We start from the raw sequence: 25,378 nt of genomic DNA, 5'->3' as shown, positions 1-25,378 counted from the left end.
GACGTGCGCGCGCGGTTACCCGGCGCCATGACATCGCTGGTCGACCGCTACGACGTCGAGGGTGACGTGGACCTGCGCGGGTTCAGCGGCAGCCTTGCGGCCTACGCCGCCTCGGTCGGCACGCTGCTGGCCGGCGGGGTGCTCGGGGGCCGGCGGCTCCCCGAGCGCTACGCCGTGACCGACGTCCTCCTCGGCGGCCTGGCCGTCCACAAGTTCACCCGGCTGGTCTCGAAGTCCTCGGTAGCGAGCCCGCTGCGGGCGCCGTTCACCGAGTTCGACGGCGCGGCCGGCTCGGGCGAGCACGACGAGAGCCCCCGCGGCGAGCAGGGCGCCCGGCACACGGTCGGCGAGCTGCTCACCTGCCCGTTCTGCCTCGGGGTCTGGGTGAGCACGGCGTACGTCGCCGCACTCACGCTCGCGCCGCGGCCGGCCCGCGCCTGGGCCGCCGTCTTCGGGGTCCACGCGCTGTCGGACGCGCTCCAGCACGGCTACGCGCGGGTCCGCACCGACTGATCGGGCACGATGGCGGCGTGGACGCGCTCGCCGGATCGGTGCTCGGGCCGCTGTGGCTCGACAACCCGGAGCGGCCCGCACCGCGGCCGGCCCTCGACGCTGACCGCGACGGCGGTGTGGAGACCGACCTGCTCGTCGTGGGCGGCGGGTTCACCGGCCTCTGGACGGCGCTGCGCGCGGTCGAGCGGGAGCCGGGCCGGCGGGTCCTCCTGATCGAGGGCGACCGGATCGCCGAGCACGCGACCGGTCGCAACGGCGGGTTCTGCGAGGCCAGCCTCACCCACGGCGAGCCGAACGGTCTCGAGCGCTGGCCCGAGGAGTACGACGCGCTCGACGAGCTCGGCCTGCGCAACCTCGACGAGATCGAGCAGACGCTGGAGCGCCACGGCATCGGGTGCGGGTGGGCCCGGGGCGGGCAGCTCACGGTCGCCACCCGGCCGCACGAGGTCGCCGGGCTGGAGCCCGAGGTGCCGGGGTTCCTCGACGCGCAGGCGGTGCGGGCTCTGGTCGACTCGCCGACCTACCTCGCCGGCCGGCTGGACGCCCACGGCGCCGCGATGGTCGACCCGGCCCGGCTGGCGTGGGGGTTGGCCGACGCAGCGGAGCGGCTGGGGGTGCGGATCGCCGAGGGCACCCGGCTCGAGTCGCTGCGGAAGAGCGGTGGCGGAGTGGTCGCCGGGACCGGCTCCGGGTCGGTGCGCGCCCGGCGGGCCGTGCTCGCGACCAACGTCTTCCCCGGCCCGCTGCGCCGCAGCGCGTGGCGCGTGGTGCCGGTCTACGACTACGTGCTCGCGACCGAGCCGCTCACCGACGACCAGCTCGCGGCGCTCGGCTGGGACCCGGGGATCGGGGTCGCCGACTCGGGCAACCAGTTCCACTACTACCGCCTCACGCCCGACCGCAGGATCCTGTGGGGCGGCTACGACGCGATCTACCACTACGGCCGCTCGATCGCCCCGGAGCACGACGACCGCCCGGCGACGTTCGAGGTCCTCGCGCGCAACTTCGCCGCGACGTTCCCGCAGCTGGAGGGCATCCGGTTCACGCACCGCTGGTCGGGAGTGATCGACACGTGCACGCGGTTCTGCGCGTTCTACGGGCTCGCCCACGCCGGGCGCACGGCCTACGCCGCGGGGTTCACCGGCCTCGGCGTCGGCGCCTCGCGCTTCGCCGCCGACGTGATGCTCGACCTGCTCTCCGGTGAGCCGACCGAGCGGACGCGGCTGCGGATGGTCCGCGAGCAGCCGCTGCCGTTCCCGCCGGAGCCGCTGGCGTGGCTCGGCATCCAGGCGACCCGGCGCTCGCTCGCGCGCCACGACCGCACCGGGCGCCGCAACCTCTGGCTGCGGGCGCTCGACCGGGCCGGGCTGGGGTTCGACTCGTGACGGCGCCCGCCCGCGGCCCCGGCCGCATCGTGTAGGACTGAGCCGTGCCGATCCCCAGCCGCGACGAGGCCACCACGCTCGCCCGCGACGTCCTCGCCCGCATCGGCGTGCCGCTGCCGGACGGCGACCACGTCCAGGTCTCGCCGGTCAACGGCGAGCCGCTCAGCTCGCTGACCCACGCCGACGCGTCGTCCGTCGACGACGCCGTCCAGCGAGCGCAGACGGCGTTCCTCGAGTGGCGCCGGGTGCCGGCGCCCGCGCGCGGCGCCCTGGTCAAGCGGTGGGGCGAGCTGCTCGCCGAGCACCGGGACGACCTCGCCACCCTGGTCAGCCTCGAGGTCGGCAAGATCACCTCCGAGGCGCGCGGTGAGATCCAGGAGATGGTCGACATCTGCGACTTCGCGGTCGGCCTGTCGCGCCAGCTCTACGGCCGCACGATGCCCTCCGAGCGCCCCGGCCACCGCCTGATGGAGACCTGGCACCCGCTGGGTGTCGTGGGCGTGATCAGCGCGTTCAACTTCCCGGCCGCGGTCTGGTCGTGGAACACCGCGGTCGCCCTGGTCTGCGGCGACCCGGTGGTGTGGAAGCCGTCTGAGCTCACGCCGCTGACCTCGCTGGCCTGCGCCGCCACCCTCCAGCGCGCGATCGCGGAGCACGGCGCGCCGGCCGACGTCTCGCAGGTGCTCGTCGGCGCCGCCGAGGTGGGCCAGGCGCTGGTCGACCACCCGGGCGTGGCGCTGCTCAGCGCCACCGGCTCGACGGCGATGGGCCGGGCGGTCGGGCCGCGCGTGGCCGGCCGGTTCGGGCGCAGCCTGCTCGAGCTCGGCGGCAACAACGCGGCGGTCGTCAGCGCGAGCGCCGACCTCGACCTGGCCACCCGCGGCATCGTGTTCTCCGCCGCGGGCACCGCCGGCCAGCGCTGCACGACCATGCGCCGCGTGATCGCGCACCGCTCCGTGGTCGACGAGCTGTCCGACCGACTGCGCTCGGCCTACGAGCGACTGCCGATCGGCAACCCGATGGCCGAGGGCACCCTCGTCGGCCCGCTCGTCCGCCGGGCGGCGTACGACGCGATGCAGGGCTCGATCGCGCAGGCGACCGACGAGGGCGGGAAGGTCGTGACCGGGGGCGGGCGGGTGCTCGGCGACGAGGCGCCGGGCGCCTACTACGTGCAGCCTGCGATCGTGCGCGTCGAGACCCAGACGGCGGTGGTGGGCCGGGAGACGTTCGCCCCGCTGCTCTACGTCGTTCCCTACGACGACTTCGAGGAGGCGATCGCCCTCAACAACGCGGTGCCGCACGGGCTGTCGTCGAGCGTGTTCACCAGCGACCAGGCCGAGGCCGAGCTGTTCCTGTCCGACGAGGGCTCCGACTGCGGCATCGTCAACGTCAACATCGGCACCTCCGGCGCCGAGATCGGCGGTGCGTTCGGCGGTGAGAAGGAGACCGGCGGCGGGCGCGAGTCGGGCTCCGACGCGTGGCGCGCCTACATGCGGCGCGCGACCAACACCGTGAACTTCTCCGGCGAGCTCCCGCTGGCGCAGGGCGTCGACTTCACGGTCTGAGCAGCGCGAGCGCGGCGGCGAGGATCTCGTCCTCCTGCAGCAGCACCGTGTCCGCGGCCGGGCCCAGCGGGACGAACGAGTCCGCGCTCGCGACCCGCGCGACCGGCGCCTCGACCCCCGCGTCGACGAGCGCCGTCACCACGGCCTCGGAGACCCCGCCGCTGCGGCGCGTCTCGTCGACGACCAGGATCGCCGCCGCGTGCGCGACCTCGTCGAGCAGCGCCCCGACGGGCAGCGGCGCGACCCACGCGAGGTCGAGCACCGTGCAGCCGAAGCCCTCCGCTCGCAGGGCCCTGGCCACGCGCAGGCTCATGAACACGCCGTTCCCGAAGGTGACGATGACGAGGTCGCGGCCGGTGCCGTAGCCGACGAGGTCGCTGGTCGTGGCGCGCGTCGAGGAGTCGAACGGCGCGAGCCAGCCCTGGTCGCCGTCGAAGAGGTCGCGGGTGTGGTACCTCGCGATGGGCTCGACGTACACGCAGACGCGGCCGGCGCGGGCCAGGTCGAGACAGCCGCGCAGCAGCCCCGGCGCGCTGTGGGGATGGCTCGCGACCGCCACCGCGATGCCCGGGACGTCGCGCAGGACGGCGAGCGCGTTGTCGTTGTGGAAGTGGCCCCCGAACCCCTTCTGGTAGGCCAGGCCGGGGACGCGCACGACCATGCCGTTGGAGTACTGGCCGTCGGAGAAGAAGCGCAGCGTGGCCGCCTCGCCGCGCAGCTGGTCCTCGGCGTTGTGGAGATAGGCGAGGTACTGGATCTCCGGCACCGGCACGAACCCCGCCAGCGCGGTGCCGAGCGCGGTGCCGACAACGGTCTGCTCGTCGAGCAGGGTGTCGAAGACGCGCGCCGCGCCGAAGCGCCGGCGCAGCCCGCGCGTCACGCCGTAGATGCCGCCCTTGACCGCGACGTCCTCGCCGAACACCAGCACGTCGGCGTGCTCCTCCAGCGCCTCGGCGAGGGTCCGGTTGATCGCCTGGGCGAGCGTCAGCGGGCTCGGGTCGGGCGGCTGCGGCGTCGGCCGGGTGAGCGGGCGCGGCAGCTCCAGCGGCGCCATCACCTCCTCGCGACTGGTGAGCCGCGGCTCGCCTCCGACGTCGAGCGCCTCGTCGTGCACGCACTGCCGCACCTGTTCGTAGCGCGCCCGCGCGTCCTCCGCGCTCCAGTGCCCGCCCTCGACCAGCGCGCGTGCGGTGCCGAGCAGCGGGTCGAGCGCGAGGTCGGCCTGGATCGCCGCCTGCGAGCGGTAGGCCATCTCGACGTCCGACCCGGCGTGGCCCATGAACCGGACGGTGCTCAGGTGCAGCACCGCGGGCGCGCGCCGGGTGCGTACGGCGTCGAGCGCGGCGGCGGTCGTCTCGAGCAGCTGGACGGGCTCGTGCCCGGCGGCGTGGACGTAGGGGAGGCCCGGCAGGTGCTGCAGCACCGTGGCCGGCCAGCCAGCCGGCGTACGCGTGCTGATGCCGATCCGGTTGTCCTCGCACACCAGCAGCACCGGGCAGTCGCGCCGCACGTGGGTGAGGTAGGCCGCTGCGTTGAACGCGCCCGCCGCCGTCGAGTGGTTGAGAGAGGCGTCGCCGAAGGTGGCGATCACCACCGCGTCCTCGGGCCACGGCGTCTCCCGGCCCAGCTGCCTCGCCAGCCCCAGCGCGAACCCGAGCCCGACCGCCCGTGGCAGGTGCGAGGCGATCGTCGACGTCTGCGGCACGACGTGCAGCCCCGCGTGCCCGAACACCTTGTGCCGGCCGCCCGAGATCGGGTCGGCCGCGGAGCAGGTCAGGCTCCGCAGCGTCTCGCGCACCGGGTCGACGCCGCCGGCGACGTGCGCGCGAGCGGCGTAGAACCCGCCCGAGCGGTAGTGCAGCAGCGCCGGGTCGGTCGCCCGCGACAGCAGCCCGAGCGCGGCGTTCGACTCGTGCCCCGCCGACGCGATCGTGTAGAACCCGATGCCCCTCTGCTGCAGCTGTCTGGCCGCGAGGTCGAGGTGCCGGCTCTCCGCCTGCGCGAGGAAGAGCGCCTCGAGGCGGGCGACCAGGTCGGCGTCGGGCTCCGGGGCGTCGTCGCGCGTGCGCAGGCCGTCGACGGCGCTGAGGAAGTGCTCGTCGACGGGCTCCACGGCACCCGAGGGTGGCACGTCCGTCCGCTGTGGTCACGTAGGGATCGGCACCGTCGTCCCGCAGCAGGACTGAACCACATCGGCCCGATCCCTGGAGGGCCGTGGCCAACGATGCGACACTGCCGCCATGCCGACGCCAAGTTCGAGCAGCGAGCAAGAGCCTCGCTCTCCGCGAGACAGCACGGGGCTCGCACGTCTGCTCGGCGTCGTCCTGCTCACGCTCTGTGCGCTGGGCGGCTACTTCGCGATCGCGGCGGAGTACCTCGACGAGGATGCCTACGGGCCTGCCGACCACGCGCTGGTGACGGGCCTGCGACTCCTGGCCGGCGCCTGCGCCATCCCGTCGTTCGCCTGCGTGCTGGTCATGCTCAACCTGCGCGACCAGGCGATCATGCGAGACCAGGACGCCGCGCGGGAGTCCTCCGCGCCGCCGAGCGGTCAGCCGCGCTCGTAGTCGTCGTCGGCGACCATGGCGACCATGGCGGAGGGGACGGCTTCGGGGCAGGAGGTCAGGCTCGAGACCGAGCGGCTCCTGCTGCGTCCTTGGCAGGTGTCCGAGGCCGCCGTCCAGCGGGAGCTGTGGCTCGAACGGGATCCGCGGGTGCCGCCGCACCGCCGGATCGGTGCGGGCGGTCGACCGACGATCGCCGACATCGAGGAGTGGATCAGGGCCAGCCGGCCGTCGACCACGGGCTTGCTGGCCGTGCAGCGCAAGGACGCCGGCGACGTCATCGGCTACTGCGGTCTCGTCGACAGCGACGCCCCTGACGACGGCCCGGAGCTGGCCTACGAGCTGCTGCGCCGGGTCTGGGGACAGGGCTACGCGACCGAAGCCGCGCAGGCGGTCCTCGACTGGGCGAAGGCATCCGGGTTCGAGCGCCTGTGCGCCACGGTCTGGGACTGGAACGTCGCCTCGCGCCGGGTGCTGGCGAAGCTCGGGTTCGTCGAGACCGAGCGCACGGTCGAGGCCCGCGGGACCAACCTGCGCACGTCGAGACCGCTCTGACCTAGCGCTCGTAGTCCTCGTCGTCGTCGGCTATCTCGGCGCCCTGCTCGAGGACGTCGGCCTCGTCGGCCTGGTCGAGGGAGGCGGTGGGCACCGGGCGCGGGTCGTCGTCGTCCAGGACGGGGCGCTGCTGCTCGGCGACGTCGGCTTCGTTCGCTTCGTCGAACGGTGTGGAGGTCATGACGGGGTGGTACCCGCTCAGGCGGGGTCCGGTGACGACGCCGCGGACAGGGCGGCGTAGCGCACGGCGATCTCGGCGCCGACGCGCGCGTTCTCGCGGACCAGCGCGATGTTCGCCGTCAGGCTCCGCCCGTCGGTGAGCTCGACGATCCGGCCGAGGAGGTACGGCGTCGCGTCGCGCCCGCCGATGCCGCGCGCGTCGAGGTCGGCGAGGGCCCGGGCGATGACCGGGTCCATCTCCGAGGCCGCGATCTCGTCGGCGACGGGGATCGGGTGGGCCACCACGAGTCCGCTGGTCAGCCCGAGCGACCACGCGGCGTCCATCGCGCGAGCGATCTCCTCGGGGCCGTCGGCGCGCAGCGGCGCGGCGAAGCCGCTGCCGCGCGAGTAGAACGACGGGAACTCGTCGCTGCCGTCGACGAGCACCGGCACCCCGAGGGTCTCGAGCTTCTCCAGGGTGAGCCCGATGTCGAGGATGCTCTTCACCCCGGCGCAGACCACGCAGACGGGCGTCGTCGACAGCTCGGTGAGGTCGGCGCTCACGTCGAACGACGTCGCGGCGCCCCGGTGCACGCCGCCGAGCCCGCCGGTGACGAAGACCCGGATGCCGGCGAGGGAGGCGAGCCGCATCGTGGCCGCCACGGTCGTGGCGCCGTGCCCCTTGCGGGCGATGATCGAGGGCAGGTCGCGGACGCTGGCCTTCACCACCGACGGGTCGCTCGCGAGCAGCTCGAGGTCCTCGGGCGAGAGGCCGACCTTGGGCACGCCGGCGAGCACCGCGATCGTCGCCGGCATGGCACCGTGGTCGCGGACGATGTCCTCGACCTCGGTGGCCATCGCGACGTTCTGCGGGTAGGGCATGCCGTGGCTGATGATCGTGCTCTCCAGCGCCACGACGGGACGGCCTGCGGCGAGCGCCTCGGCCACCTCGTCGGTGGCCACCACTGTCGATGGCACGGTCACCGAGCCATCTTGGCGCGCAGGTCGCGCCGCACGGTCTGCGAGCTGGCGACCGTGAGCGCCGCCGCCCGGTGGCCGTACGTCGCCGCGTCGACGAGCGAGGCGCCCTCCACCAGCCGGTGGCAGAACGCGCCCAGCATCGCGTCGCCGGCGCCGGTCACGTCGACGGTCGTGGTCTCGGGAGCCTCGAGCACGGTCTCGCCGTCGGGCGTGCTGAGCAGCGAGCCGGACGCGCCGCGGCGTACCCAGACCACCTCGACGCCGTGGGCGTGCAGCTTCTCCACCGACCCGAGGGCCGCGAGCTCGTCCTCGTTGGGCGTGACCGCGAAGACGTTGCCGTCGAGCAGCGGCTCGATGCGCGCGGCCTTCGGCACGCTCACCGGGTCGAGCACCACCCTGACCCCGGCGCGCGCCGCCGCCTCGAGAACGTGCGCGACCGTGGGTGACGGCAGGTTCCCGTCGACCACGACGAGCGCCGCGGCGGCGACCAGCGTCTCGGGCACGAGCTCCGGCGTGAGCGCGTCGACCGCCGCCATGTCGGACACGCCGGCCACCAGCTCGCCGTCGACGTCGAGCACCGCGACGTAGGCGCCCGTCCTGGTGCCGACCCGCGCCGCGTGGCCGACGTCCACACCGGCGGACGCCGTCTCCGCGAGCAGCCACGCCCCGTCGGCGTCCGCGCCGACGGCGGTCACGAGGGAGACCTTCGTGCCGAGCCGGGCGATGTTCTCCGCGACGTTGCGGCCGACGCCGCCGGGCGTGCGGTCCACGAGGCCAGGGTTGCTGGTCGCCCCGACGAGGCGCTCGGACGTGCGCGCCTTGACGTCGACGTTGGCCCCTCCGACCACCAGCACGGGTTTCACGGCGACAGGGTAGTCAGGACCGGGCCATCCGTTCACGCGTGGCCTCGGCCCACGGGCTCCAGAGGAACCAGCCCGGCAGCGCGCGCACCAGCCGCGGCGACCCGGCCACCTCGATCGCCCCCGACCGCACCGCGTCGGCCCACGTGAGCGGCCCGTTGAAGATGTCGCTGTAGGTCGCGGTGGTCGCCCGCAGCAGCACGTCAGTGTCGAAACCGGGGTGCTGGTGGCACACCGACACCTCGCCGTGCTCGAGCACCAGCCACACCGTCATCGGGTCGGGCGCGGTGAACACGAACTCCAGCACCACCCGCTCGGCGGGGAACCGCGACGGGTCGGTCCGGCGGTGCATCCACCACATCAGGGTGTGCGGGTGCACCTCGTGCGGGTAGAGCTCGTCGAAGAGCCACTCGACCGCCCACCGCCCGAAGGCGTCGATGATCTTCTCGAGATCGCGGCCTGCGGGCGTGAGGTGGTACTCCGACGCCCACCGCTCCACCACGCCACGCTTCTCGAGGTGGCGCAGCCGGGCGGTGAGCAGGCTGCGCGAGATGCCGGGCAGGCCGCGGGCGATGTCGTTGAAGCGCGTGTTGCCGAGCACGAGCTCGCGCACGATGAGCGGCGTCCACCGGTCGGCGAGCACCTCGGTGGTGAGCGACACGGGGCAGAACCGCCCGTACTCCGGCATGGCTCATCGTCGCACCGGCGCACGCTGGGGTCCAGAAGTTGTACTGGCCAGGTCCAGAACCTGCACTATCCCGGTCGTGCCGTCCGCGCGGAACCTCTCCGCATGACCACTCTCGACGACACCCGCACCCTTTCCCTGCTCGACCGCGCCGCGACGGTCGCCCCCGTGCTCGCCGAGCACGCCGGACGCCACGACGTCGAGGGCAGCTTCGTGTCCGAGGCCCTCGACGCGATCCGCGACGCGGGCCTGCTCGCCGCCGGCGTGCCGGTGGAGCTCGGCGGGCTCGGCGCGGACAATCGCGAGCTCGCGGCGCTCCAGCGCGAGCTCGCGCACCACTGCGGCTCCACGGCCCTCGCCACCTCGATGCACCAGCACGTCGTCTGCTTCACCGCGTGGCGCTACCGCCGCGGCCTGCCCGGCGCGGAGGCCACGCTGCGTCGCGTCGCGGACGACGGCATCGTGCTGGTCTCGACAGGCGGTGGCGACTGGACGCACCCGCACGGCGCCGCCGTCAGGGTCGAGGGCGGCTACCGCGTCTCGGGCCACAAGCGCTTCGCCAGCCAGTCGACCGTGGGTACGGCGATGTCCACCATGGCGACCTACGACGACGCCGAGGAGGGCCGGCGGGTGCTCAACCTCGCCGTGCCGTTCTCGTCCGAGGGCGTCACCGTCCTCGACAACTGGGACACCCTCGGCATGCGCGGCACCGCGAGCAACGACGTGGTGCTCGAGGACGTCTTCGTGCCCGACGAGCGGGTGCTGGCAAACCGGCCCTACGGCGTGCTCGACGGTCCGCTGCAGGTGATCGGGAGCATCGCGTTCCCGATCGTCTCGGCGGCCTACCTCGGCGTGGCCGAGGCGGCCTCTGCGGCGGCGGTCCGGGCCGCGGCCAGGCGCGCGAACGACCCGACGGTCCGCCGCCAGGTCGGGCTCATGCAGCACCGTCTCCGGGTGGCGGGCTGGGCGCTCGACGGCGCGCTCGACCTGGTCGGACCCGACCCGCAGCCCTCCGCCGAGACCCTGACCGCGGTCATGCTCGCCAAGCGCGAGGTCGCGCTCGCGGGCATCGAGGTCTGCGACCTCGCGATGGAGGTGGCGGGCGGATCGGCGTTCTTCCGCGGCTCGGTGGTCGAGCGCTGCTACCGCGACATCCGGGCCGCCAAGTTCCACCCCACCACTCCCGAGGACACGCTGCTGATGGCAGGAGACGAGGTCCTGGGTCGTCTCTAGTGTGGGGCGGTGCCGCCCACCGCTCCCGAGGTCCTCGAGGTCGCGCTCCCGGGCGTGCGGCTCTCGTGCCTGACCTGGGGGCCGCGCGAGGCGCCGCTGGTGGTCGCGCTGCACGGCTTCCCCGACACCGCGTGGACCTGGCGGCACCTCGGTCCGCACTTGGCCGCGCGCGGGTTGCGGGTCGTGGCGCCGTTCCTCCGCGGCTACGCACCGAGCGGGCTGGCGGCCGACGGCTACCACGTCGGCGGGCTGATGGCCGACGCCGTCGCGTTGCACGGCGCGCTCGGCGGTGACGAGCGCACGGTCCTGGTCGGCCACGACTGGGGCGCGATCACGGCCAACGCGCTCGGTGCCCACCCCGACTCGCCCTACCGGCGCATCGCGAGCCTCGCGGTGCCACCGCTGGGCGCCATGCAGGGTGCGCCGCTGCGGCTGGCGCCGCGGCAGGTCCGGCAGAGCTGGTACACGGTGTTCAACCAGCTGCCGGTGCTCCCCGAGCGCACCGTCGACCGCTGGTTGCCGAAGCTGTGGCGCGACTGGTCGCCGGGCCACGACGGCGCCGAGGACGTCGCCCTGGTGCGGGCGGCGTGGCCGACCCGTGCGCACGTCGCCGCGGCGGTGGGCTACTACCGGGCGATCCGCGCACCGTGGGCCGCGCCCCCGGCGCACCATGCGTGGGCGCGGACCCTCGGCGACGTCCCGACCGTGCCCTCGCTGCACCTGCACGGCGCCGACGACGGCTGCCTCCAGGCGGCGTACGCCGAGCACGCGGCGACCCGGCTGCCGTCGACGGCGAGGTTCGAGCTGGTCGAGGGCGCCGGCCACTTCCTCCAGGTCGAGCGACCGGACGTCGTCGACGACCTGGTCGCGGACTTCGTCCTCGCCGATGGGTGAGCGGCGGGTCGCCGTCCTCGTGGAGGGCGAGAGCGACCGCGTGGCCGTGCTGGCGCTCGCGGCCCGGCGCGGCGTCGTCCTCCCGGACCGAGGTGTCGAGGTGGTCGCGATGGGCGGGGCGACCAACGTGGCTCGCCACGTCGCCGAGCTCGGCCCGCACGGCCTGGGGCTGCGCCTCACCGGGCTGTACGACGCGGCCGAGGAGCGGTTCGTGCGCGGCGGTCTCGAGCGGGGCGGGCTCGTGCCCAGTCCGGGCCGCGAGGGACTGGCCGAGCTCGGGTTCCACTGCTGCGAGCGCGACCTGGAGGACGAGCTGATCCGCGTGCTCGGCGTGCCCGCGGTGCTCGCCGTGGTCGAGGCGCAGGGCGACCTGGCCCACCTCCGCGGGCTGCAGCAGCAGCCCGCCCAGCGCGACCGCCGGCCCGAGGAGCAGCTGCACCGGTTCCTCGGGTCCGGCTCGGGCCGCAAGGTCCGCTACGGCCGGCTCCTCGTCGAAGCGCTGGGCGACACCCCCGCGCCGACACCCCTCGAGCGGGTGCTCGCCGACGCGCTCTCGTGATGGGACGATCCCCCGCGTGATCCTCCGCGCCGCAGCCGCTCTCGCCGCAGCCCTCGCCGCAACGTTGGTCGCCGGGGTGGTCGCCGGGTCCCTCCCCGGGGCGCCGGCTGCCGTCGCGGCGCAGACTGACCTGCCGATCCACAAGACCGACCCGACCGGCGACGTCAACGTCTTCGACGGCGGCGGGACCAAGCCGACGACCGGGCAGCGCAGGTCGATCGACCTCGAGCAGTTCGGGGTGACCCGGGAGGGCCAGCTCATCCGGTTCACCTTCACCATCGCCCGGATCGTCGCCGGCCGCACGTTCGACCAGGTCGTGGAGGCGCAGTTCGTCCCGGCCGGCCGGCCGCTCGCCGAGCTGGTCGTGCTCGCCAACCCGCAGCACAAGACCGCGACCACCTACTCCGGCAACACCGCCTGCCTGCTCAAGGTCCACACCTCGCGGCGGTCCGGCACCGTGCGCGTCGACGTGCCCGCGGGCTGCGTGCCGACGGGCGACGGGGTGCTGCGGGTCTCGGCGTACCTGCAGGAGAAGAACGGCTCCGGTCCCGGCTTCTCCGAGGACACCCTGCGGGTGCGCGGCCGCGTCTCCCTGCGCTGACGGGCGCCGAGCGCCCAAGGGCGACGGCTCCCGAACGCAGCCACCCCCCACCGGGGCTGCGGCGGACATGGGGATGGGAGCCGTCGCCGACCGAGAGATCTCGGTGCTCTCGCAGTCTAGGTGGGTGCGCCGACCCCTTCCATACCGCTGTTGGGGTACGTCGTGCCGCGGGCCACGAGCCCTCCCGACTCCTCGTCGGCGGCGACCGTGACCGCGAGCCCCGCGGCGACGAGCGCGGACCGGGTGCCGTCGAGCTGGCTCCGGCCGGTCTCGACCAGCACGTGGCCGCCCGGCCTCAGCCAGGCGGGCGCCTCGGCGATCACCCGGCGCTGCACGGCCAACCCGTCGGGTCCGCCGTCGAGCGCGACGAGGCGCTCGTGGTCCCGGGCCTCGCGGGGCATCAGCGCGATCGCCTCGGTGGGCACGTACGGCGCGTTGGCCACCACGACGTCCACCTCGCCGCGCAGGCGGGCGGGCAGCGCGTCGTAGAGGTCGCCCTGGAGGACCCGCTCGGGCGGCAGGTTGTGCCGCGCGCACGACACCGCGGCCGGGTCGATGTCGACGGCGTGCACCTCGACCCCGGGGCACCGGGCGAGCACGGCCGCGGCGATCGCGCCGACGCCGCAGCCGAGGTCGACCAGCACCGAGCCCCGCCCGACGAGGGCGGCCACCTCGTCGACGAGCAGCGCCGTGCGCTGCCGCGGCACGAACACCCCCGGCTCCACCACGAGCCGGAGCCCGCAGAAGTCCACCCACCCGACGAGCTGCTCGAGCGGCTCGCCCGCCTCGCGGCGTGCGACCAGGTCGTCGAGCTCGGTGGGGGAGCCGGCCGCCTCGACGAGCAGCGCCGCCTCGTCCTCGGCGAACACGCACCCCGCCGCCCGCAGCCGGCGGACGAGGGCGTCGAGCCCGTCAGCGTCCACCGGGCTCGAGGCGGCCGGTCCGGCGCGCCCACTCCTCGAAGACGACGGTGCAGAAGGGCGGCACGGAGGAGGCCAGCGCGACGAACACCGTCGGCAGCGACCAGCGCTGCGAGCGCCAGGTGAGCAGTGCGACCACCACGTAGGTGAGGAACACGGTGCCGTGGATCGGCCCGAACACGTGCACGCCCTGCTCGCCGGCGTCGACGGCGTACTTGAAGAACATGCCGGTCAGGAGTCCCAGCCAGCTCAGCGCCTCGGCGAAGGCGATCACCCGGAACGCCGTCACCGTGCCGGTGCCGACCCGGTCCGCGTCGCGGGTGCGCAGCCAGAACAGGCCCGCGACGGGGAGCACCGCCGGCACCAGGCCGTAGTCGAGGCCGTAGTCGGACCACACCGAGGCGTCGGGGAACCAGTCGCGCTGGAGCAGGCTCAGCGTGCCGACGCCCAGCACGCCGGTGAGCTCGACCCAGAGCATCCAGGAGGCGAACCGGGTGCGACCCTGCGAGGCCCGCCTGATGCCGACCCAGCCCAGCGCGTAGGTGACCGCCGCCAGCAGCGACAGCGAGTACGCGACCGGGGCGTCGCCGGCCTTGGTCGCGAGCTGGACGGCCGAGCGCGCCCCGGCCGACAGCGTGAAGACGGCGTAGACGGCGAGGAGGAGCTGGTGCGCCCCCGAGCGGGAGGCGCCGGACTGCGTCACAGGGTCATCACGATCCGCACGCTGATCACCGCGACGGTCGCCGCCGCGATCCCGATCACGCCGAGCGACCACACCTCGTGGTCGTCCTGCACCGAGCGCAGCGCCAGGGGCACGATGCAGACCGAGGCGACCAGGTAGCCGACGTGCGTGCTGACGCTGTCGGGCCGCTCGCCCGACGCCACCACGGCGAGGCCGGTCAGCGCCCGGAGCGCGAGGAGGGCCTCCAGCATCCAGGCCATCGACTCGAGCCACGGCGGCCGCTGCCGCCAGCGGTACGCCGACCAGCCGGCGAGGAGAGCGACGAGCACGGCGTAGCCGACCGCGATCCAGCTGATCTGGTCGAGGACGCGCACGCCGACATCATCCCGGGTCGGGAAGCCACCCCGCCTGGCGGGCCCGCGCAACCGCCGCGAGCTGGCTGCCGACGCCGAGCTTGGTGAGCACCCCGCGGACCTGCGTGCGCACCGTGGCCTCGGAGACGACCCACTCCACGGCGATCTGGCTCACGCTCAGGCCGTCGGCGAGGGCGCGCAGCACCTGCGACTCGCGGACGCTGAGCCGGTCGAACGGCGCACCGAGCTCAGCCACCCGGCGGCGTTCGTCACGCGCGGCCTTGAGCAGGGCACGGCGCTGCTCGAGGTCCATCACGGCCTCCCCGTGAGCGGCCGCGACGACGGTGGACACGAGCTCGCCGAACGGCTCGTGCTTGTAGACCACGCCGATGGCGCCGAGCTCGAGGGCGTGGCCCGCGGCGGACGGCGCGGTGGACCCGGTGACCACGAGGACGCGGGTGCCGGTCGCGACCAGGTCCGGCACCAGGTTGGCCCCGTCGCCGATGCTGCCTCCCAGGTCGAGGTCGAGCAGGACCAGGTCGAAACTGGTCCTTTCGGCGGTGGCGACGACCTCGGCCGCGCTGCCGAGGGGCGCGATCCGCGCCTCCAGGTCCCGCAGCCCCAGCGCGATCGCCAGGGGCTGCGCGAGCAGCTCGTGGTCGTCGACGAGGAGGACCCGGACCGCGGCGTCGTTCACTGGACCTGGAGGGCGGGTCGGGGCCGGGACGGCTCGGGGGTCGGTTCGAGGGCCGCGGCGGGCAGGGTCAGCACGAACGCCGCGCCCTGCGCGCTCGGCACGAGCTCGAGGTCGCCGCCCTGGCCCCGCATCAGCTCGCGGGCGGTCTGGAGGCCGAGGCCCTGTCCGCAGCTCGCCGCCCCGCGCCAGCCGGCCGAGAAGATGCGCTCCCGGTGCTCGGACGGGACGCCGGGGCCGCCGTCGGCTACGCAGATCCGCACCCGGTCGTCGCACACCGACACGTCGACGGTGACCTGGGTGGCGGGCGCGTGGCGCTCGGCGTTGACCAGCAGGTTGAGGAGCGCGGTGGCGAGGTCGTGCGCGCGGCCGTGGGCGACGGCGTCGCTGCCGAGGACCGCGACCTCGTTGCCGAGCAGGCGGCGTCCGTCGACGACCCGGCGCACCACCTCCATGACCGCGAAGTCGCGCGCGTAGGGGTCGGCGCGGGTGATCACCTGCTCGAGGTGCAGCACGCCGAACATGGCCACCTGGCGGAGCCGCGCGCGGGTCGCCGGGTCGAGCTCCTCACCGTGGTCGCTCAGGATCTCGAGCGAGGCTCGGACGCCGGCGCACGCGTTGCGCGCGTCGTGGGTGATCCGGGCACGGCTGCGCTCCTCGTCCTGAGCGGCGTCGATCGCGGTCACCAGCGCGGCGCTGAGGCGGGCCTGGCTCTGGCTCGCGGCCTTGACCCGCTCGTCGAGCGAGCACCAGGTGGCCCGCAGGAGCAGGGCGGCCGCGACGATGCGCAGCACCACGGCGAGCACCGCGAACAGGTAGATCGACTCCCCGTCGACCGCCGTCAGGAGGTGGCCCGCGCACAGCAGCGCCGACAGCGAGGCCAGGTGGCGCCGGCCCCGCGGCGTGACGGCGGACTCGCGGCGGGTCAGGAGGAGCACGGCGAGGGCGGCCCAGGCGCTCGCGCCGAGTGCCGCCAGCAGGGCGTGCTCGGTGTGGCTGCCGTCGAGCAGCGTCGGCCGCTGGGCCTGCGTGGCGCCGAGCCCGACGAGCAGGCCGATCGCCGAGACCAGCAGCACCGCGGCGTGGCTGGCTCGCAGCGGTCGCGGGGCGCGGGGCGCCGTGGCGGGCAGGAGCACCCCGGCGGCGAGGATCGAGACCGTGGTGGCGGCCAGCGGGCCGACGAGGGAGCCGGACTGCTGGGGCTGCAGCACCCGGACGAACGCCGTCAGCGCGCCGGTCGTCCCGAGGAGGACCGCCGCGACCCCGACGCGCGCGGCCATGTCGGAGCGGTGCTGACGGGCGTAGGCCCACAGCAGCACCCCGCAGATGAGGAACAGGGCGGAGCCCAGCCTCGTCGCGGCGTTGAAGGCGATGCCGAGCAGCCGCGGGTCGAGCTCGTCCCTGACGGCCGTGGCCACCATCCAGGTCACCAGCGCCAGCAGCGCGGCACCGGCCGTGACCAGGACGAGGCGGGCCCGCTCCAGCCCGTCGAGCTGTGCGCGGTCGGCGTGCAGGCGCGCGTGACGTGCGTGTTCCATCCCCCGTGTCCCCCGTGCTCCCTCGTGCGGAGCCCCCCGGCTCCGTTGAACGTTGTATCAGCACCGAGGACTCGTGACTTCCTCCCAACGGGTGGGTCCGGGCATCGTCAGAGTTGTTGATCCCGGCGAGCCCCGCGATCCCCAACGTCGCCGAAGCGGCGGCACCCCGCCGCGGTGCACAGTCGCGGGATGACGGGCCGCCGGGTGAGGGAGAGGTCCGCCACGGTCAAGCGCGTGCGCGGCGCGCTCTGCCTCGCGGCGGCGGTCCTCGCCGTGGCGTGGTCGCCCGCGGCGGACGCCGGTGACCGGCCGCCGAGGGCAGGCGTCGAGCTCCGGGTCGACGGCGGTCACCTGTCGTTCGAGCGGCTCGCGCCCGGGATCGGGAGCGCGCGCGAGGTCCTGCTGGTGACGGGCAGCGACCGGCCGCTCGACGTGCGCCTCGGTGTCGACCGGCTCGCCTCGCAGGAGAACGGCTGCGTGCGTCCCGAGCTGCTCGCCGGCGACCCGACCTGTGCGACGACCGGGGAGCTGCTGCCGTGGCTGCGGGTGCGCCTCGAGCGCGTCGGCACCGACAGCACCGACGACGACACCGACGCCGGCACCGACGCCGTGCCGCTCTTCGTCGGGACGATGGTGGAGCTGGCCGACCGCGAGCGGGGGGTGCTCGTCGACGTGCCCGTCACCAGCCGGCAGCCCGTCCGGCTGCGGATGACCGTCGTGCCGGCCGAGGCGATGGGCAACGACACCATGACCGACACCGTCGGGTTCTCGCTCTGGTGGTCCTCCGGCGGTGCGGCGAGCAGCATCGACGCGCGCCCGGTGGAGCTCGCAGAGCGCTCGGGCGTGCCGGCCGACCGGGAGGTGTCGTTCCGGCCCGAGATCCTCCTGATCGGCGCGCTCCTGGTGGTGGCGTCCGGACACCTCGTGCGCCGGGTGCTCCCGGCGCCGTACGGCCGGCGCCGGCGCTCGGGCACGCATCGCGCGGACCTTCCCCAGGACTAGAACGTGTTCTAGTCTGGGCGCGTGGCCCCTGACGTGTTCGCCCCTGCCCGGCTGGGCCCGGTGGAGCTGCGCAACCGCACGGTCAAGGCAGCGACGTTCGAGGGGCGCACGCCGGACGGCCAGGTCACCGATGCCCTCATCGACTACCACCTCGCGGTGGCGCAGGGTGGTGTCGGCCTGACGACGGTCGCCTACCTCGCGGTCGCGCCGGAGGGCCGCACCCACCGCGAGCAGGTCGTGGTCGGCGCCGCCACCGAGAAGGGGCTGAGCAGGCTCGCCGAGGCCATCCACCAGACGGGCGCGAAGATCGCCGGCCAGGTCGGCCACGCGGGGCCGGTCGCGAACGGTCGCTCGAACGGCGTGCACGCGCTGAGCGCGAGCCGGATGCCGAGCCCGCTGTCCATGCAGATGGTCCGCGCGGCGAGCGAGGCCGACCTGGCCCGCATCACCGCGGCGTACGTCGCCACCGCGCGCACGCTGGTGCGCGCCGGCTTCGACGTGCTCGAGCTGCACATGGCGCACAGCTACCTCATCTCCTCCTTCCTGGCTCCCGGGCTCAACCGCCGCAAGGACCGGTGGGGCGGCCCGCTCGAGGGCCGCGCCCGGCTGGCCCGCCAGGTCGCGCGCGCGGTGAAGGAAGAGGTCGGCGACGAGGTCGCGGTCACGGCCAAGGTGAGCGTCAGCGACGGCTTCCGCGGCGGCGTGACCACCGACGAGAGCCTCGACTTCACCGCGGTGCTCGAGGCCGACGGCCACCTCGACGCGCTGCAGCTCAGCGGCGGCAGCTCGCTGATGAACCCGATGTACCTCTTCCGCGGCGAGACGCCGGTGCGGGAGTTCGCCGCAGCGATGCCGCTGCCCGTGCGGGTCGGCATGCGCACGCCGGTCGGCAGGAAGTTCCTCAAGGAGTACGACTTCCACGAGGCCTACTTCCTCGACAAGGCGCTGCGCTTCCGCGAGCGGCTCTCGATGCCGCTGATGCTGCTCGGTGGCATCAACCGCCGCGACACCATGGAGCAGGCCATGGTCCACGGCTTCGAGTTCGTGGCGATGGGCCGGGCGCTGCTGCGGGAGCCGTCGCTGGTCAACGAGCTGATCGCCGGGCGCGAGGCCGACGGCGTCTGCATCCACTGCAACCGCTGCATGCCGACCATCTACTCCGGCACGCGCTGCGTGGTCCTCGACCCGGCGTGATCCCTGGACTATCGCCAAACTAGAACCTGTTCTAGTCTGCGCGCATGGGCCAGGTCATCCCCGAGAAGCCGCTGCGCGTCGTCGTCTGGTCGACGGGCACCATCGGCCGGCACGCGATTGCCGGCGTCGACGCGCACCCCGACCTCGAGCTGGTCGGGGTCTGGACGTCGACCGAGGCGAAGGAGGGCAAGGACGCCGGTGAGCTGGCCGGGCTCGGCCGCGAGCTCGGCATCAAGGCCACCACCGACCGCGACGCGCTGATCGCCCTCGCGCCCGACGCGATCGTGCACACGGCGATGGCCGACGACCGCGTCTTCGAGTGCATCGAGGACCTCACGTCGTTCGTCGCGGCCGGCATCAACGTCACGAGCAGCGGGCCGGTGCTGCTGCAGTGGCCCGAGCAGATCCTGCCGCCGGAGATGATCGCGAAGATCGAGGACGCCTGCGCCCGCGGCCACGCCTCCATGCACGTCAACGGCATCGACCCCGGCTTCGCGAACGACGTCCTGCCGCTGGTGATGACCAGTCTCAGCCAGCGCATCGACGAGGTCCGGGTCATGGAGATCTGCGACTACTCGACCTACTACCAGCCGGTGGTGATGAACGACCTGTTCGGCTTCGGCAAGCCGATGGACGAGGTAGGGATGATCTTCGCGCCCGGCATCCTCACGATGGCGTGGGGCAGCGTGGTCCGCCAGATCGCCGCCGGCCTCGACGTCACCCTCGACGAGCCGCTCACCGAGGAGGTCGACCGGCGCGCCGCCGAGCGGGACACGCCCTCGGTCTCCGGCGACGTCGCGAGGGGGACGATGGGCGCGGTGCGGTTCGCGGTGGTCGGCAAGGTCGACGGCGTCCCGCGCGTCGTGCTGGAGCACATCACCCGCACCGACCCCGAGCAGGTCCCCGAGTGGGAGAGGCCGCCGGCCGGTGCCGACGGCTGCTACCGCGTCAGGATCACCGGCGAGCCGATGATGAACGTCGACTTCACCCACCACGGCGAGCACGGCGACCACAACGTCTCCGGGATGATCACCACCGCGCAGCGCATCATCAACGCGCTGCCCGCCGTGGTCGCGGCCGAACCCGGCATCGTCCGCGCGATCGACCTGCCGCTGGTCACCGGCCGCGGGCTGGTCGCGCGATGAGCATCCTCGACAGGTTCTCGGTCGAGGGCCAGGTCGCGATCGTCACGGGCGCGGGCCGCGGCCTCGGAGCGGCGACCGCCGTCGCGCTGGCCGAGGCGGGCGCCGACGTCGTGATCTCCGCGCGCACGGCCGAGCAGCTCGAGGAGGTCGCGCGCCAGGTCGAGGCGAGGGGCCGCAAGGCGGTGGTCGTGGCCGCGGACCTCAGCGACCTCGATGCGGTCGCCGGCCTCGCGCAGACGGCGTACGACGAGCTCGGCCGCATCGACACCGTCGTCAACAACGTGGGCGGCACGTTCCCGCGCGGCTTCCTCGAGACGAGCCCGCGGTTCCTGACCGAGGCGTTCAGCTTCAACGTCGCCACCGCGCACGCCCTGACCCGGGCCGCGGTGCCACACCTGCTGCGGACCGGCGAGCAGCACGGCGGCCAGCAGTCGGTGGTGACGATCAGCTCGATGATGGGGCGCGCCGCCGACCGCGGCTTCGTCGCCTACGGCACCGCGAAGGCCGCGCTCGCGCACTGGACCCGGATGGCCGCCCAGGACCTCGCGCCGCGGATCCGCGTCAACGGCATCTACGTCGGCTCGATCATGACCAGCGCGCTCGAGTTCGTCGCCGGCCAGCCCGAGCTGATGGGCCAGCTCGAGACCAAGACCCCGCTGGGCCGGGTCGGCGAGCCCGAGGACATCGCCGCCGGGGTGCTCTACCTCGCCTCGCGTGCGGGCCAGTACGTCACCGGCAAGCTGATCGAGATCGACGGCGGCATCCAGCAGCCGACGCTCGACCTGGGGATGCCCGACCTGGCGCCCGAGCCCGCAGGGCCCGCGACCTAAGGTCGCTGCATGACCTCGTCGACCACCCCCACGGCGTACGCCGTCTCGCCGGACTCCGGCGAGCACTGGACCGCCGAGGGTGCGTGGGAGGTCGCCGACGGGATCCACCGCATCCCGCTGCCGCTGCCGATGGACGGGCTCAAGGCGATCAACGTCTACGTCATCGCGACCGACGAGGGGCTGGTGCTGGTCGACGGCGGCTGGGCGATCCCCGAGGCGCGCGAGCTGCTCGACCGCTGCCTGCGGTCGATCGGGTCCGGGTTCGGCGACATCCGGCGGTTCCTGGTCACCCACATCCACCGCGACCACTTCACGATGGCGACGGTCCTGGGCCACGAGCTCGGTGCCGACGTGGCGCTCGGCATCGACGAGAAGCCGGGGCTGGACCTGTTCCACCACGGGTTCGACGAGCACTCGGAGAACCCGTTCACGCAGGTCCTGGTCACCGCCGGCGCCGCAGACGTCGCCGAGCTCTGGAACCAGGGGCCCGCCGACCAGGAGCTCCCCGACCTGACGCTCTGGCAGTACCCCGACACCTGGCTGGAGGGCGACGTCGCGATCCCGGTCGGACGCCGCACGATCGACGCGGTGCACACCCCCGGCCACACGCCGGGGCACTACGTGTTCGCCGACCGCGCCGACGGCCTGCTGTTCGCCGGCGACCACGTGCTGCCGACCATCACGCCGTCGATCGGGTTCACGGTGCCGCCGACGCCGCAGCCCCTCGGCGACTTCATGACCTCGCTGACCAAGGTGCGCGCGCTGCCCGACCTGCGGGTCCTGCCTGCCCACGGCCCGGTGGCACCCTCGTCGCACGCCCGCGTCGACGAGCTCCTGGTCTTCCACGAGAAGCGCCTCGAGGGCTGCGTGGTCGCGCTGGCCGCAGGCCCGGCGACCGCCGCCGACGTCGCCGGCCACCTCGGCTGGACCCGCCACGAGCACGCCTACGACGAGCTCGACGTGTTCAGCAAGGGCATGGCCGCCATGGAGACCAAGGCGCACCTCGAGCTGCTCGTCGCCCGCGGCCGGGCCACCCGATCGGAGGCCTCCGACGGCGTGGTCACCTTCGCCGCGCCCGGATAGTCCCTGACGTCCGTGCCTGTGGAACCGCCGTTTGCACAACACGGACGTCAGGGACTATCCCGGTGGCAGCGGCACGTGGTAGACGCGGTCGGCGTTGAACGAGCTGACCCACGCCTCCGCGCCGACGAGCACGAGGTCGAGGTTGGCTCGGTCGCCGAGGGCGCGCTCGGAGCCGAGCATGGTCTCGCTCGCCACGGCTGCGGTCGCCGGGTCGACGACGACGAGGGTCGGCCCCTCCTCGGCCACCACCACCAGGCGCCCGTCGGTGGTGACGGCGACCGAGTCGGGTGACCCGGCCACCGCCACCGAGGCCACCCGCTCGAGGGTGGACGCGTCCAGGGCGACCACCTCGTCGGACAGCGTGCAGGTGACCCAGACCTTGCCGTCGAGCACCGCCATGGCCTGCGGCCCGTCGCACACCGCGCCCGACCCGGTCACGGCGTTGGTCGCGGGGTCGACGCGGAGGATCGCGTCGGTGGCGTAGTGGGCGACGTACATCGCGTCCGGGCCGGGCTCGACCAGGCGGGCGCCGACCTCGAGCGGGATCTCCGCGCTCACCGCGTTGTCGGCCGGGTCGATCCGCAGCAGCCGGCCCGCGTCCTGCGCGACCACCCAGAGGGAGCCGAAGCCGGCCGCCACCCCCTCGGGCCCGGCGCCCGTCCGGATCGTGGCGACGACCTCCCCGCTCGTCGGGTCCACGCGCGCGACCGACTTCGCGTCGAACGACGTCACCCACACCGCGCCGTACGCCGCCGCGACCCGCAGCGGGACGCCGGGCACGTCGACCGTCAGGTCGGGCTCGTCCGCCCCGGCCGGGATGCGGGCCAGCGTCTCGTCGCGCGCGGCGACCACCCAGACGCTGCCGTCGTCGTCCGCCGCGAGGCCGACCGGCCCGAAGCCGACACCGACGTACGGCGCCGTCTCGGCCTCGGGCTCGTCGGGCGCCGGCGAGCCCGGCGAGCCCGCGTCGCTCGCGCCCGTGTCGCTCGAGCAGGCGGCGACGACGAGCAGGACGGACGTGAGGAGACAGGCACGCAGCATGACCGAACCGTAGAGCAGGTGTCGAAAAATTTCGACACCTGCGCGGGCTCAGCCCAGTGGGAACGCCTTCGCCGCCTGCGCCAGCTGGTCGAAGCCGTCGGGGCGCAGGCGGTAGACATTCGCCTCGCCGGCGGTGACGGACAGGTCGATCAGCCCGGCCCCGCGCAGCAGCGCGAGGTGGTGGAGGAGGGTGGTGCGCGGCGACTCGAGCACCTCGCACAGGTCCGGCAGCGTGCGCGGCCCGGCCCTGAGCTGCTGGAGCACCCGCATGCGCGTGGTGTCGCCGAGCGCGCGCCCGAGGTCGCGCAGCGACGCGGACTCCCCGAGCGGTGGGTGCACGATCACGGTCCGGTCGGGTTCGGCGAGCTCGACGACGATGGGCGCGACCTGACGAGAGGTCACGAGCAGCACGTCGTCGAGGACGCCGGCGCCGTAGTGCAGACCCGGTGCGACCTCGTCGAGCAGCCGCTCCGGCCCGGCCTCGGCGAGCCGGGCGCGCACGGCCGACAGGACTGGCGTGCTCCCCTCGGGCGCCGGGAGCCCGTCGAGCACGCGCCGACAGGTCACGCGGACCTCCGCCGGGGTGGCCGTGGACAGCCAGCGGGTGGCCTGGCCGTGCCGCCCGAGCAGGGTCTCGTGGAGCGCCATCGCGGTCTGGCCGTCGACGTGGTCGCGCAGCGCGTCGATCGACCACGCGCCACGACGCCGGGTCAGCGGTCCGAGCAGGCGGATCCAGCCCGGTCGCCCGATCCGGCCGAGGTCGCGGATCAGGTCGCGGCCGCCCGCGACCCGCGCCGCGTCGTACGCCGCCTCGCCGTGGGTCAGCACGGCCCGCCAGTCGGGGTCGGCCACGGCCATCGCCGCCATCAGCCACTCGACGCCGGTCCCGGCGCCGACGCGCACCCTCATGCCGCGCGACGGACCATCGGCACGTGCGGGATGTCGTCCTCCAGGAACTCCGGCCCGCAGACCTCGAAGCCGAACGTCGCGTACCACGGGGCCAGCGCCGCCTGCGCGTCGAGCACGACGTCGCGGTCGGGGCAGACCTGGAGGGCGGTGTGCACGAGCGCGTCGGCGAGGCCCTTGCCGCGCGCGGTCCGGTGCAGGGCGACCCGCCCGATGCGCCACTCGTCACCGTCGTCCAGGACCCGCGCACAGCCCAGCACCACGCCGTCGTCGTCCTCCATCACCACGTGCCTGGTCTCGGGGGCGAGGTCGCGCCCGTCGAGGTCGGGGTACGCCGCCCCCTGCTCGACCACGAAGACGTCCTGACGGAGCTTCCACAGGCTGTAGGCCGTCAGCGGGTCGAGCGCCGCGAAGGGCACCGCCGAGATCCTCACGCGAGGCTCCCCTTCTCCATGAACGTCAGGGTCTGCCGCCACGCGCGGCTCGCCTCGGGCAGGAACGGCAGGATCGGGAAGACGTGGATGAGGCCCGGCTCCTCGACGTACGTGAGCGGCCACCCGGCCTCCTCCGCGCGCCGGCCGAGCAGCGTGCCGCCCGGCCAGAGCGAGTCGCGGGTGCCGAAGAACATCAGCGCGGGCGGCAGCCCCGCGAGCTCGCCCAGCGCGGGGGAGACCTCCGGCCGGCCGAGGTCGTCGGGCGAGCCTGCCCACCACTCGGCGTAGGCGCGCATCTTGCCGACGAACAGCCACGGGTCGCCGACGGTGACCTCGTGGGTCTCGGGGGTGCTGAGCGTGAGGTCGACCCACGGCGAGATGAGCAGCAGTCGGTCGGGCTGCGGGCCACCGTGGTCTCGCACGGTCTCGGCGACGGCGAGCGCCAGGCCGCCGCCCGCCGAGTCGCCGGCGATGGCGACGGGCTCGGGCGAGTCCAGCAGCCGCTCCACGAGGTCGACGACCGGCCCGTGCGCGTCGCGCCACGTGTGCTCGGGGGTGAGCGGGTAGTCGGGCACCACGACGCGCGCGCCGAGCCCCGTCGCCAGCCGCGCGGCGTACCGCACCTGGAAGGGGTCGATCGGTCCGACGAACCCGCCGCCGTGCAGGTAGACGACGGTGCGGGTCGGGACGTGACGCCGCTGCGTCAGCGTGTACGACGAGAAGCTGCGCCCGGAGGCGTCGATCGGCAGCTCCTCGCGCACCACCGCGAACCTGCGGCCGAAGAACGGCACCGCCGAGGTGGGGAACCCGCGATCGAGGGTGGCGTGCCACGTCTCCAGCCGGGCCCTCTCGAGCTCAGGGCTGTCGAGCTCGCGCGAGCGGCGCAGCCGGGGGACCACGCGCGCCAGGAGCTCGTGACGTCGGCTCGGCCGGCTGCGGGGCATGCTCGCAATCTTCCACATCGGGCTGTCACAGGTCCGGGGCAGCCGGTGTCACGTGGAC

Annotated in this window: 28 protein-coding genes; 14 read left to right on the top strand and 14 right to left on the bottom strand. The window is 74.2% G+C overall.

Features of this window, described 5'->3' with window-relative positions; translation table 11 throughout:
- The first annotated feature begins 3 nt into the window (after window positions 1-3).
- The 3 genes from G514_RS0119125 to amaB are packed head-to-tail and all read left to right on the top strand — an operon-like array spanning window position 4 to window position 3,463.
- The gene (locus G514_RS0119125) at window positions 4-513 is read left to right on the top strand and encodes a DUF1360 domain-containing protein (protein WP_028653054.1); all 510 of its coding nucleotides are present in this window, start codon (window positions 4-6) and stop codon (window positions 511-513) included.
- Between the two features lie 17 nt (window positions 514-530).
- On the top strand, window positions 531-1,898 hold the full coding sequence (locus tag G514_RS0119120) for an NAD(P)/FAD-dependent oxidoreductase (RefSeq protein WP_028653053.1): 1,368 nt from the start codon (window positions 531-533) through the stop codon (window positions 1,896-1,898).
- Window positions 1,899-1,942: 44 nt separating this feature from the next.
- A complete protein-coding gene (gene amaB / locus G514_RS0119115) occupies window positions 1,943-3,463 on the top strand; it encodes an L-piperidine-6-carboxylate dehydrogenase (protein WP_028653052.1) in 1,521 nt (506 codons plus the stop codon).
- On the opposite strand, the gene G514_RS0119110 is transcribed toward amaB, so the two are convergent.
- A complete protein-coding gene (locus tag G514_RS0119110; RefSeq protein ID WP_036565547.1) occupies window positions 3,453-5,576 on the bottom strand; it encodes a thiamine pyrophosphate-dependent enzyme in 2,124 nt (707 codons plus the stop codon). The genes amaB and G514_RS0119110 overlap by 11 nt on opposite strands.
- 127 nt (window positions 5,577-5,703) lie before the next feature.
- Here G514_RS0119110 and G514_RS0119105 point away from each other — a divergent pair, with 127 nt between their 5' ends.
- Complete coding sequence (locus G514_RS0119105; protein ID WP_028653050.1) at window positions 5,704-6,030, top strand: hypothetical protein; 327 nt, start codon at window positions 5,704-5,706, stop codon at window positions 6,028-6,030.
- 24 nt (window positions 6,031-6,054) lie between these two features.
- On the top strand, window positions 6,055-6,582 hold the full coding sequence (locus G514_RS0119100; protein ID WP_028653049.1) for a GNAT family N-acetyltransferase: 528 nt from the start codon (window positions 6,055-6,057) through the stop codon (window positions 6,580-6,582).
- A 1-nt stretch (window position 6,583) separates the two neighbouring features.
- Here G514_RS0119100 and G514_RS0119095 read toward each other — a convergent pair whose 3' ends face one another.
- The 4 genes from G514_RS0119095 to G514_RS0119080 are packed head-to-tail and all read right to left on the bottom strand — an operon-like array spanning window position 6,584 to window position 9,270.
- A complete protein-coding gene (locus tag G514_RS0119095; RefSeq protein ID WP_028653048.1) occupies window positions 6,584-6,763 on the bottom strand; it encodes a hypothetical protein in 180 nt (59 codons plus the stop codon).
- Window positions 6,764-6,780: 17 nt separating this feature from the next.
- Window positions 6,781-7,725, bottom strand: a complete 945-nt coding sequence (locus tag G514_RS0119090; RefSeq protein WP_028653047.1) for a pseudouridine-5'-phosphate glycosidase — start codon at window positions 7,723-7,725, stop codon at window positions 6,781-6,783.
- Window positions 7,722-8,585 carry a carbohydrate kinase family protein gene (locus G514_RS27835; protein ID WP_036565545.1) on the bottom strand — a complete coding sequence of 288 codons (864 nt, stop codon included), beginning with the start codon at window positions 8,583-8,585 and terminating at the stop codon, window positions 7,722-7,724. The genes G514_RS0119090 and G514_RS27835 overlap by 4 nt, the downstream gene beginning before the upstream one ends.
- Before the next feature lie 13 nt (window positions 8,586-8,598).
- Window positions 8,599-9,270 (bottom strand): winged helix-turn-helix transcriptional regulator, encoded by a 672-nt coding sequence (locus G514_RS0119080; protein WP_028653046.1) that lies wholly within the window; start codon window positions 9,268-9,270, stop codon window positions 8,599-8,601.
- Window positions 9,271-9,372: 102 nt separating this feature from the next.
- On the opposite strand from G514_RS0119080, the gene G514_RS0119075 reads away from it, so the two are divergent.
- From G514_RS0119075 to G514_RS0119060, 4 genes are read left to right on the top strand one after another with little or no spacing between them, the layout of a single operon-like run.
- Window positions 9,373-10,500 (top strand): acyl-CoA dehydrogenase family protein, encoded by a 1,128-nt coding sequence (locus G514_RS0119075; protein ID WP_028653045.1) that lies wholly within the window; start codon window positions 9,373-9,375, stop codon window positions 10,498-10,500.
- Between the two features lie 9 nt (window positions 10,501-10,509).
- The gene (locus G514_RS0119070) at window positions 10,510-11,394 is read left to right on the top strand and encodes an alpha/beta fold hydrolase (RefSeq protein ID WP_028653044.1); all 885 of its coding nucleotides are present in this window, start codon (window positions 10,510-10,512) and stop codon (window positions 11,392-11,394) included.
- Window positions 11,387-11,953, top strand: a complete 567-nt coding sequence (locus G514_RS0119065; RefSeq protein ID WP_028653043.1) for a TOPRIM nucleotidyl transferase/hydrolase domain-containing protein — start codon at window positions 11,387-11,389, stop codon at window positions 11,951-11,953. The genes G514_RS0119070 and G514_RS0119065 overlap by 8 nt, the downstream gene beginning before the upstream one ends.
- Before the next feature lie 16 nt (window positions 11,954-11,969).
- Complete coding sequence (locus G514_RS0119060) at window positions 11,970-12,554, top strand: hypothetical protein (protein WP_157545028.1); 585 nt, start codon at window positions 11,970-11,972, stop codon at window positions 12,552-12,554.
- A 116-nt stretch (window positions 12,555-12,670) separates the two neighbouring features.
- Here G514_RS0119060 and G514_RS0119055 read toward each other — a convergent pair whose 3' ends face one another.
- From G514_RS0119055 to G514_RS0119030, 5 genes are read right to left on the bottom strand one after another with little or no spacing between them, the layout of a single operon-like run.
- Entirely contained in the window at window positions 12,671-13,477 is an 807-nt protein-coding gene (locus tag G514_RS0119055; RefSeq protein ID WP_028653041.1) for a putative protein N(5)-glutamine methyltransferase, read from the bottom strand.
- Window positions 13,467-14,177, bottom strand: coding sequence for a DUF3817 domain-containing protein (locus tag G514_RS31215; RefSeq protein ID WP_245582273.1), 711 nt, complete (start codon window positions 14,175-14,177; stop codon window positions 13,467-13,469). The genes G514_RS0119055 and G514_RS31215 overlap by 11 nt, the downstream gene beginning before the upstream one ends.
- Window positions 14,174-14,530, bottom strand: a complete 357-nt coding sequence (locus G514_RS0119040) for a hypothetical protein (RefSeq protein WP_245582272.1) — start codon at window positions 14,528-14,530, stop codon at window positions 14,174-14,176. The genes G514_RS31215 and G514_RS0119040 overlap by 4 nt, the downstream gene beginning before the upstream one ends.
- Window positions 14,531-14,537: 7 nt before the next feature.
- Window positions 14,538-15,206, bottom strand: a complete 669-nt coding sequence (locus G514_RS0119035) for a response regulator transcription factor (RefSeq protein WP_028653039.1) — start codon at window positions 15,204-15,206, stop codon at window positions 14,538-14,540.
- Entirely contained in the window at window positions 15,203-16,741 is a 1,539-nt protein-coding gene (locus tag G514_RS0119030; protein ID WP_028653038.1) for a sensor histidine kinase, read from the bottom strand. The genes G514_RS0119035 and G514_RS0119030 overlap by 4 nt, the downstream gene beginning before the upstream one ends.
- Before the next feature lie 204 nt (window positions 16,742-16,945).
- Here G514_RS0119030 and G514_RS0119025 point away from each other — a divergent pair, with 204 nt between their 5' ends.
- The 5 genes from G514_RS0119025 to G514_RS0119005 are packed head-to-tail and all read left to right on the top strand — an operon-like array spanning window position 16,946 to window position 21,995.
- Window positions 16,946-17,743, top strand: a complete 798-nt coding sequence (locus G514_RS0119025; RefSeq protein WP_028653037.1) for a hypothetical protein — start codon at window positions 16,946-16,948, stop codon at window positions 17,741-17,743.
- A gap of 21 nt (window positions 17,744-17,764) precedes the next feature.
- The gene (locus G514_RS0119020) at window positions 17,765-18,937 is read left to right on the top strand and encodes an oxidoreductase (protein ID WP_028653036.1); all 1,173 of its coding nucleotides are present in this window, start codon (window positions 17,765-17,767) and stop codon (window positions 18,935-18,937) included.
- Between the two features lie 44 nt (window positions 18,938-18,981).
- Window positions 18,982-20,082 (top strand): NAD(P)H-dependent amine dehydrogenase family protein, encoded by a 1,101-nt coding sequence (locus tag G514_RS0119015; protein WP_036565543.1) that lies wholly within the window; start codon window positions 18,982-18,984, stop codon window positions 20,080-20,082.
- Window positions 20,079-20,912: an SDR family oxidoreductase gene (locus G514_RS0119010; RefSeq protein ID WP_028653034.1), complete on the top strand. Its 834-nt coding sequence runs from the start codon at window positions 20,079-20,081 to the stop codon at window positions 20,910-20,912. The genes G514_RS0119015 and G514_RS0119010 overlap by 4 nt, the downstream gene beginning before the upstream one ends.
- A 9-nt stretch (window positions 20,913-20,921) precedes the next feature.
- A complete protein-coding gene (locus G514_RS0119005) occupies window positions 20,922-21,995 on the top strand; it encodes an MBL fold metallo-hydrolase (RefSeq protein ID WP_028653033.1) in 1,074 nt (357 codons plus the stop codon).
- Window positions 21,996-22,049: 54 nt separating this feature from the next.
- On the opposite strand, the gene G514_RS0119000 is transcribed toward G514_RS0119005, so the two are convergent.
- From G514_RS0119000 to G514_RS27820, 4 genes are read right to left on the bottom strand one after another with little or no spacing between them, the layout of a single operon-like run.
- Window positions 22,050-23,036, bottom strand: a complete 987-nt coding sequence (locus tag G514_RS0119000; RefSeq protein ID WP_028653032.1) for a Vgb family protein — start codon at window positions 23,034-23,036, stop codon at window positions 22,050-22,052.
- A 48-nt stretch (window positions 23,037-23,084) separates the two neighbouring features.
- A complete protein-coding gene (locus G514_RS29500; RefSeq protein ID WP_084152239.1) occupies window positions 23,085-23,945 on the bottom strand; it encodes a helix-turn-helix domain-containing protein in 861 nt (286 codons plus the stop codon).
- Window positions 23,942-24,376: a GNAT family N-acetyltransferase gene (locus tag G514_RS0118990; RefSeq protein ID WP_028653031.1), complete on the bottom strand. Its 435-nt coding sequence runs from the start codon at window positions 24,374-24,376 to the stop codon at window positions 23,942-23,944. Before G514_RS0118990 ends, G514_RS29500 begins: the two co-directional genes overlap by 4 nt.
- On the bottom strand, window positions 24,373-25,320 hold the full coding sequence (locus G514_RS27820) for an alpha/beta hydrolase (RefSeq protein ID WP_169576508.1): 948 nt from the start codon (window positions 25,318-25,320) through the stop codon (window positions 24,373-24,375). Before G514_RS27820 ends, G514_RS0118990 begins: the two co-directional genes overlap by 4 nt.
- Window positions 25,321-25,378 lie beyond the last annotated feature (58 nt).

Source organism: Nocardioides halotolerans DSM 19273 (assembly GCF_000422805.1).
Taxonomy (GTDB): Bacteria; Actinomycetota; Actinomycetes; order Propionibacteriales; family Nocardioidaceae; genus Nocardioides; species Nocardioides halotolerans.
This window is presented reverse-complemented; position numbering and strand designations above follow the sequence as displayed.

Coding starts and splice junctions, on each gene's coding strand:
- G514_RS0119105 (WP_028653050.1), top strand. CDS start 5,704: ATGCCGACGCCAAGTTCGAGCAGCGAGCAAGAGCCTCGCTCTCCGCGA.
- G514_RS0119100 (WP_028653049.1), top strand. CDS start 6,055: ATGGCGGAGGGGACGGCTTCGGGGCAGGAGGTCAGGCTCGAGACCGAG.
- G514_RS0119095 (WP_028653048.1), bottom strand. CDS start 6,763: ATGACCTCCACACCGTTCGACGAAGCGAACGAAGCCGACGTCGCCGAG.
- G514_RS0119080 (WP_028653046.1), bottom strand. CDS start 9,270: ATGCCGGAGTACGGGCGGTTCTGCCCCGTGTCGCTCACCACCGAGGTG.
- G514_RS0119075 (WP_028653045.1), top strand. CDS start 9,373: ATGACCACTCTCGACGACACCCGCACCCTTTCCCTGCTCGACCGCGCC.
- G514_RS0119065 (WP_028653043.1), top strand. CDS start 11,387: ATGGGTGAGCGGCGGGTCGCCGTCCTCGTGGAGGGCGAGAGCGACCGC.
- G514_RS0119030 (WP_028653038.1), bottom strand. CDS start 16,741: ATGGAACACGCACGTCACGCGCGCCTGCACGCCGACCGCGCACAGCTC.
- G514_RS0119015 (WP_036565543.1), top strand. CDS start 18,982: ATGGGCCAGGTCATCCCCGAGAAGCCGCTGCGCGTCGTCGTCTGGTCG.
- G514_RS0119010 (WP_028653034.1), top strand. CDS start 20,079: ATGAGCATCCTCGACAGGTTCTCGGTCGAGGGCCAGGTCGCGATCGTC.
- G514_RS0119005 (WP_028653033.1), top strand. CDS start 20,922: ATGACCTCGTCGACCACCCCCACGGCGTACGCCGTCTCGCCGGACTCC.
- G514_RS0119000 (WP_028653032.1), bottom strand. CDS start 23,036: ATGCTGCGTGCCTGTCTCCTCACGTCCGTCCTGCTCGTCGTCGCCGCC.
- G514_RS29500 (WP_084152239.1), bottom strand. CDS start 23,945: ATGAGGGTGCGCGTCGGCGCCGGGACCGGCGTCGAGTGGCTGATGGCG.
- G514_RS27820 (WP_169576508.1), bottom strand. CDS start 25,320: ATGCCCCGCAGCCGGCCGAGCCGACGTCACGAGCTCCTGGCGCGCGTG.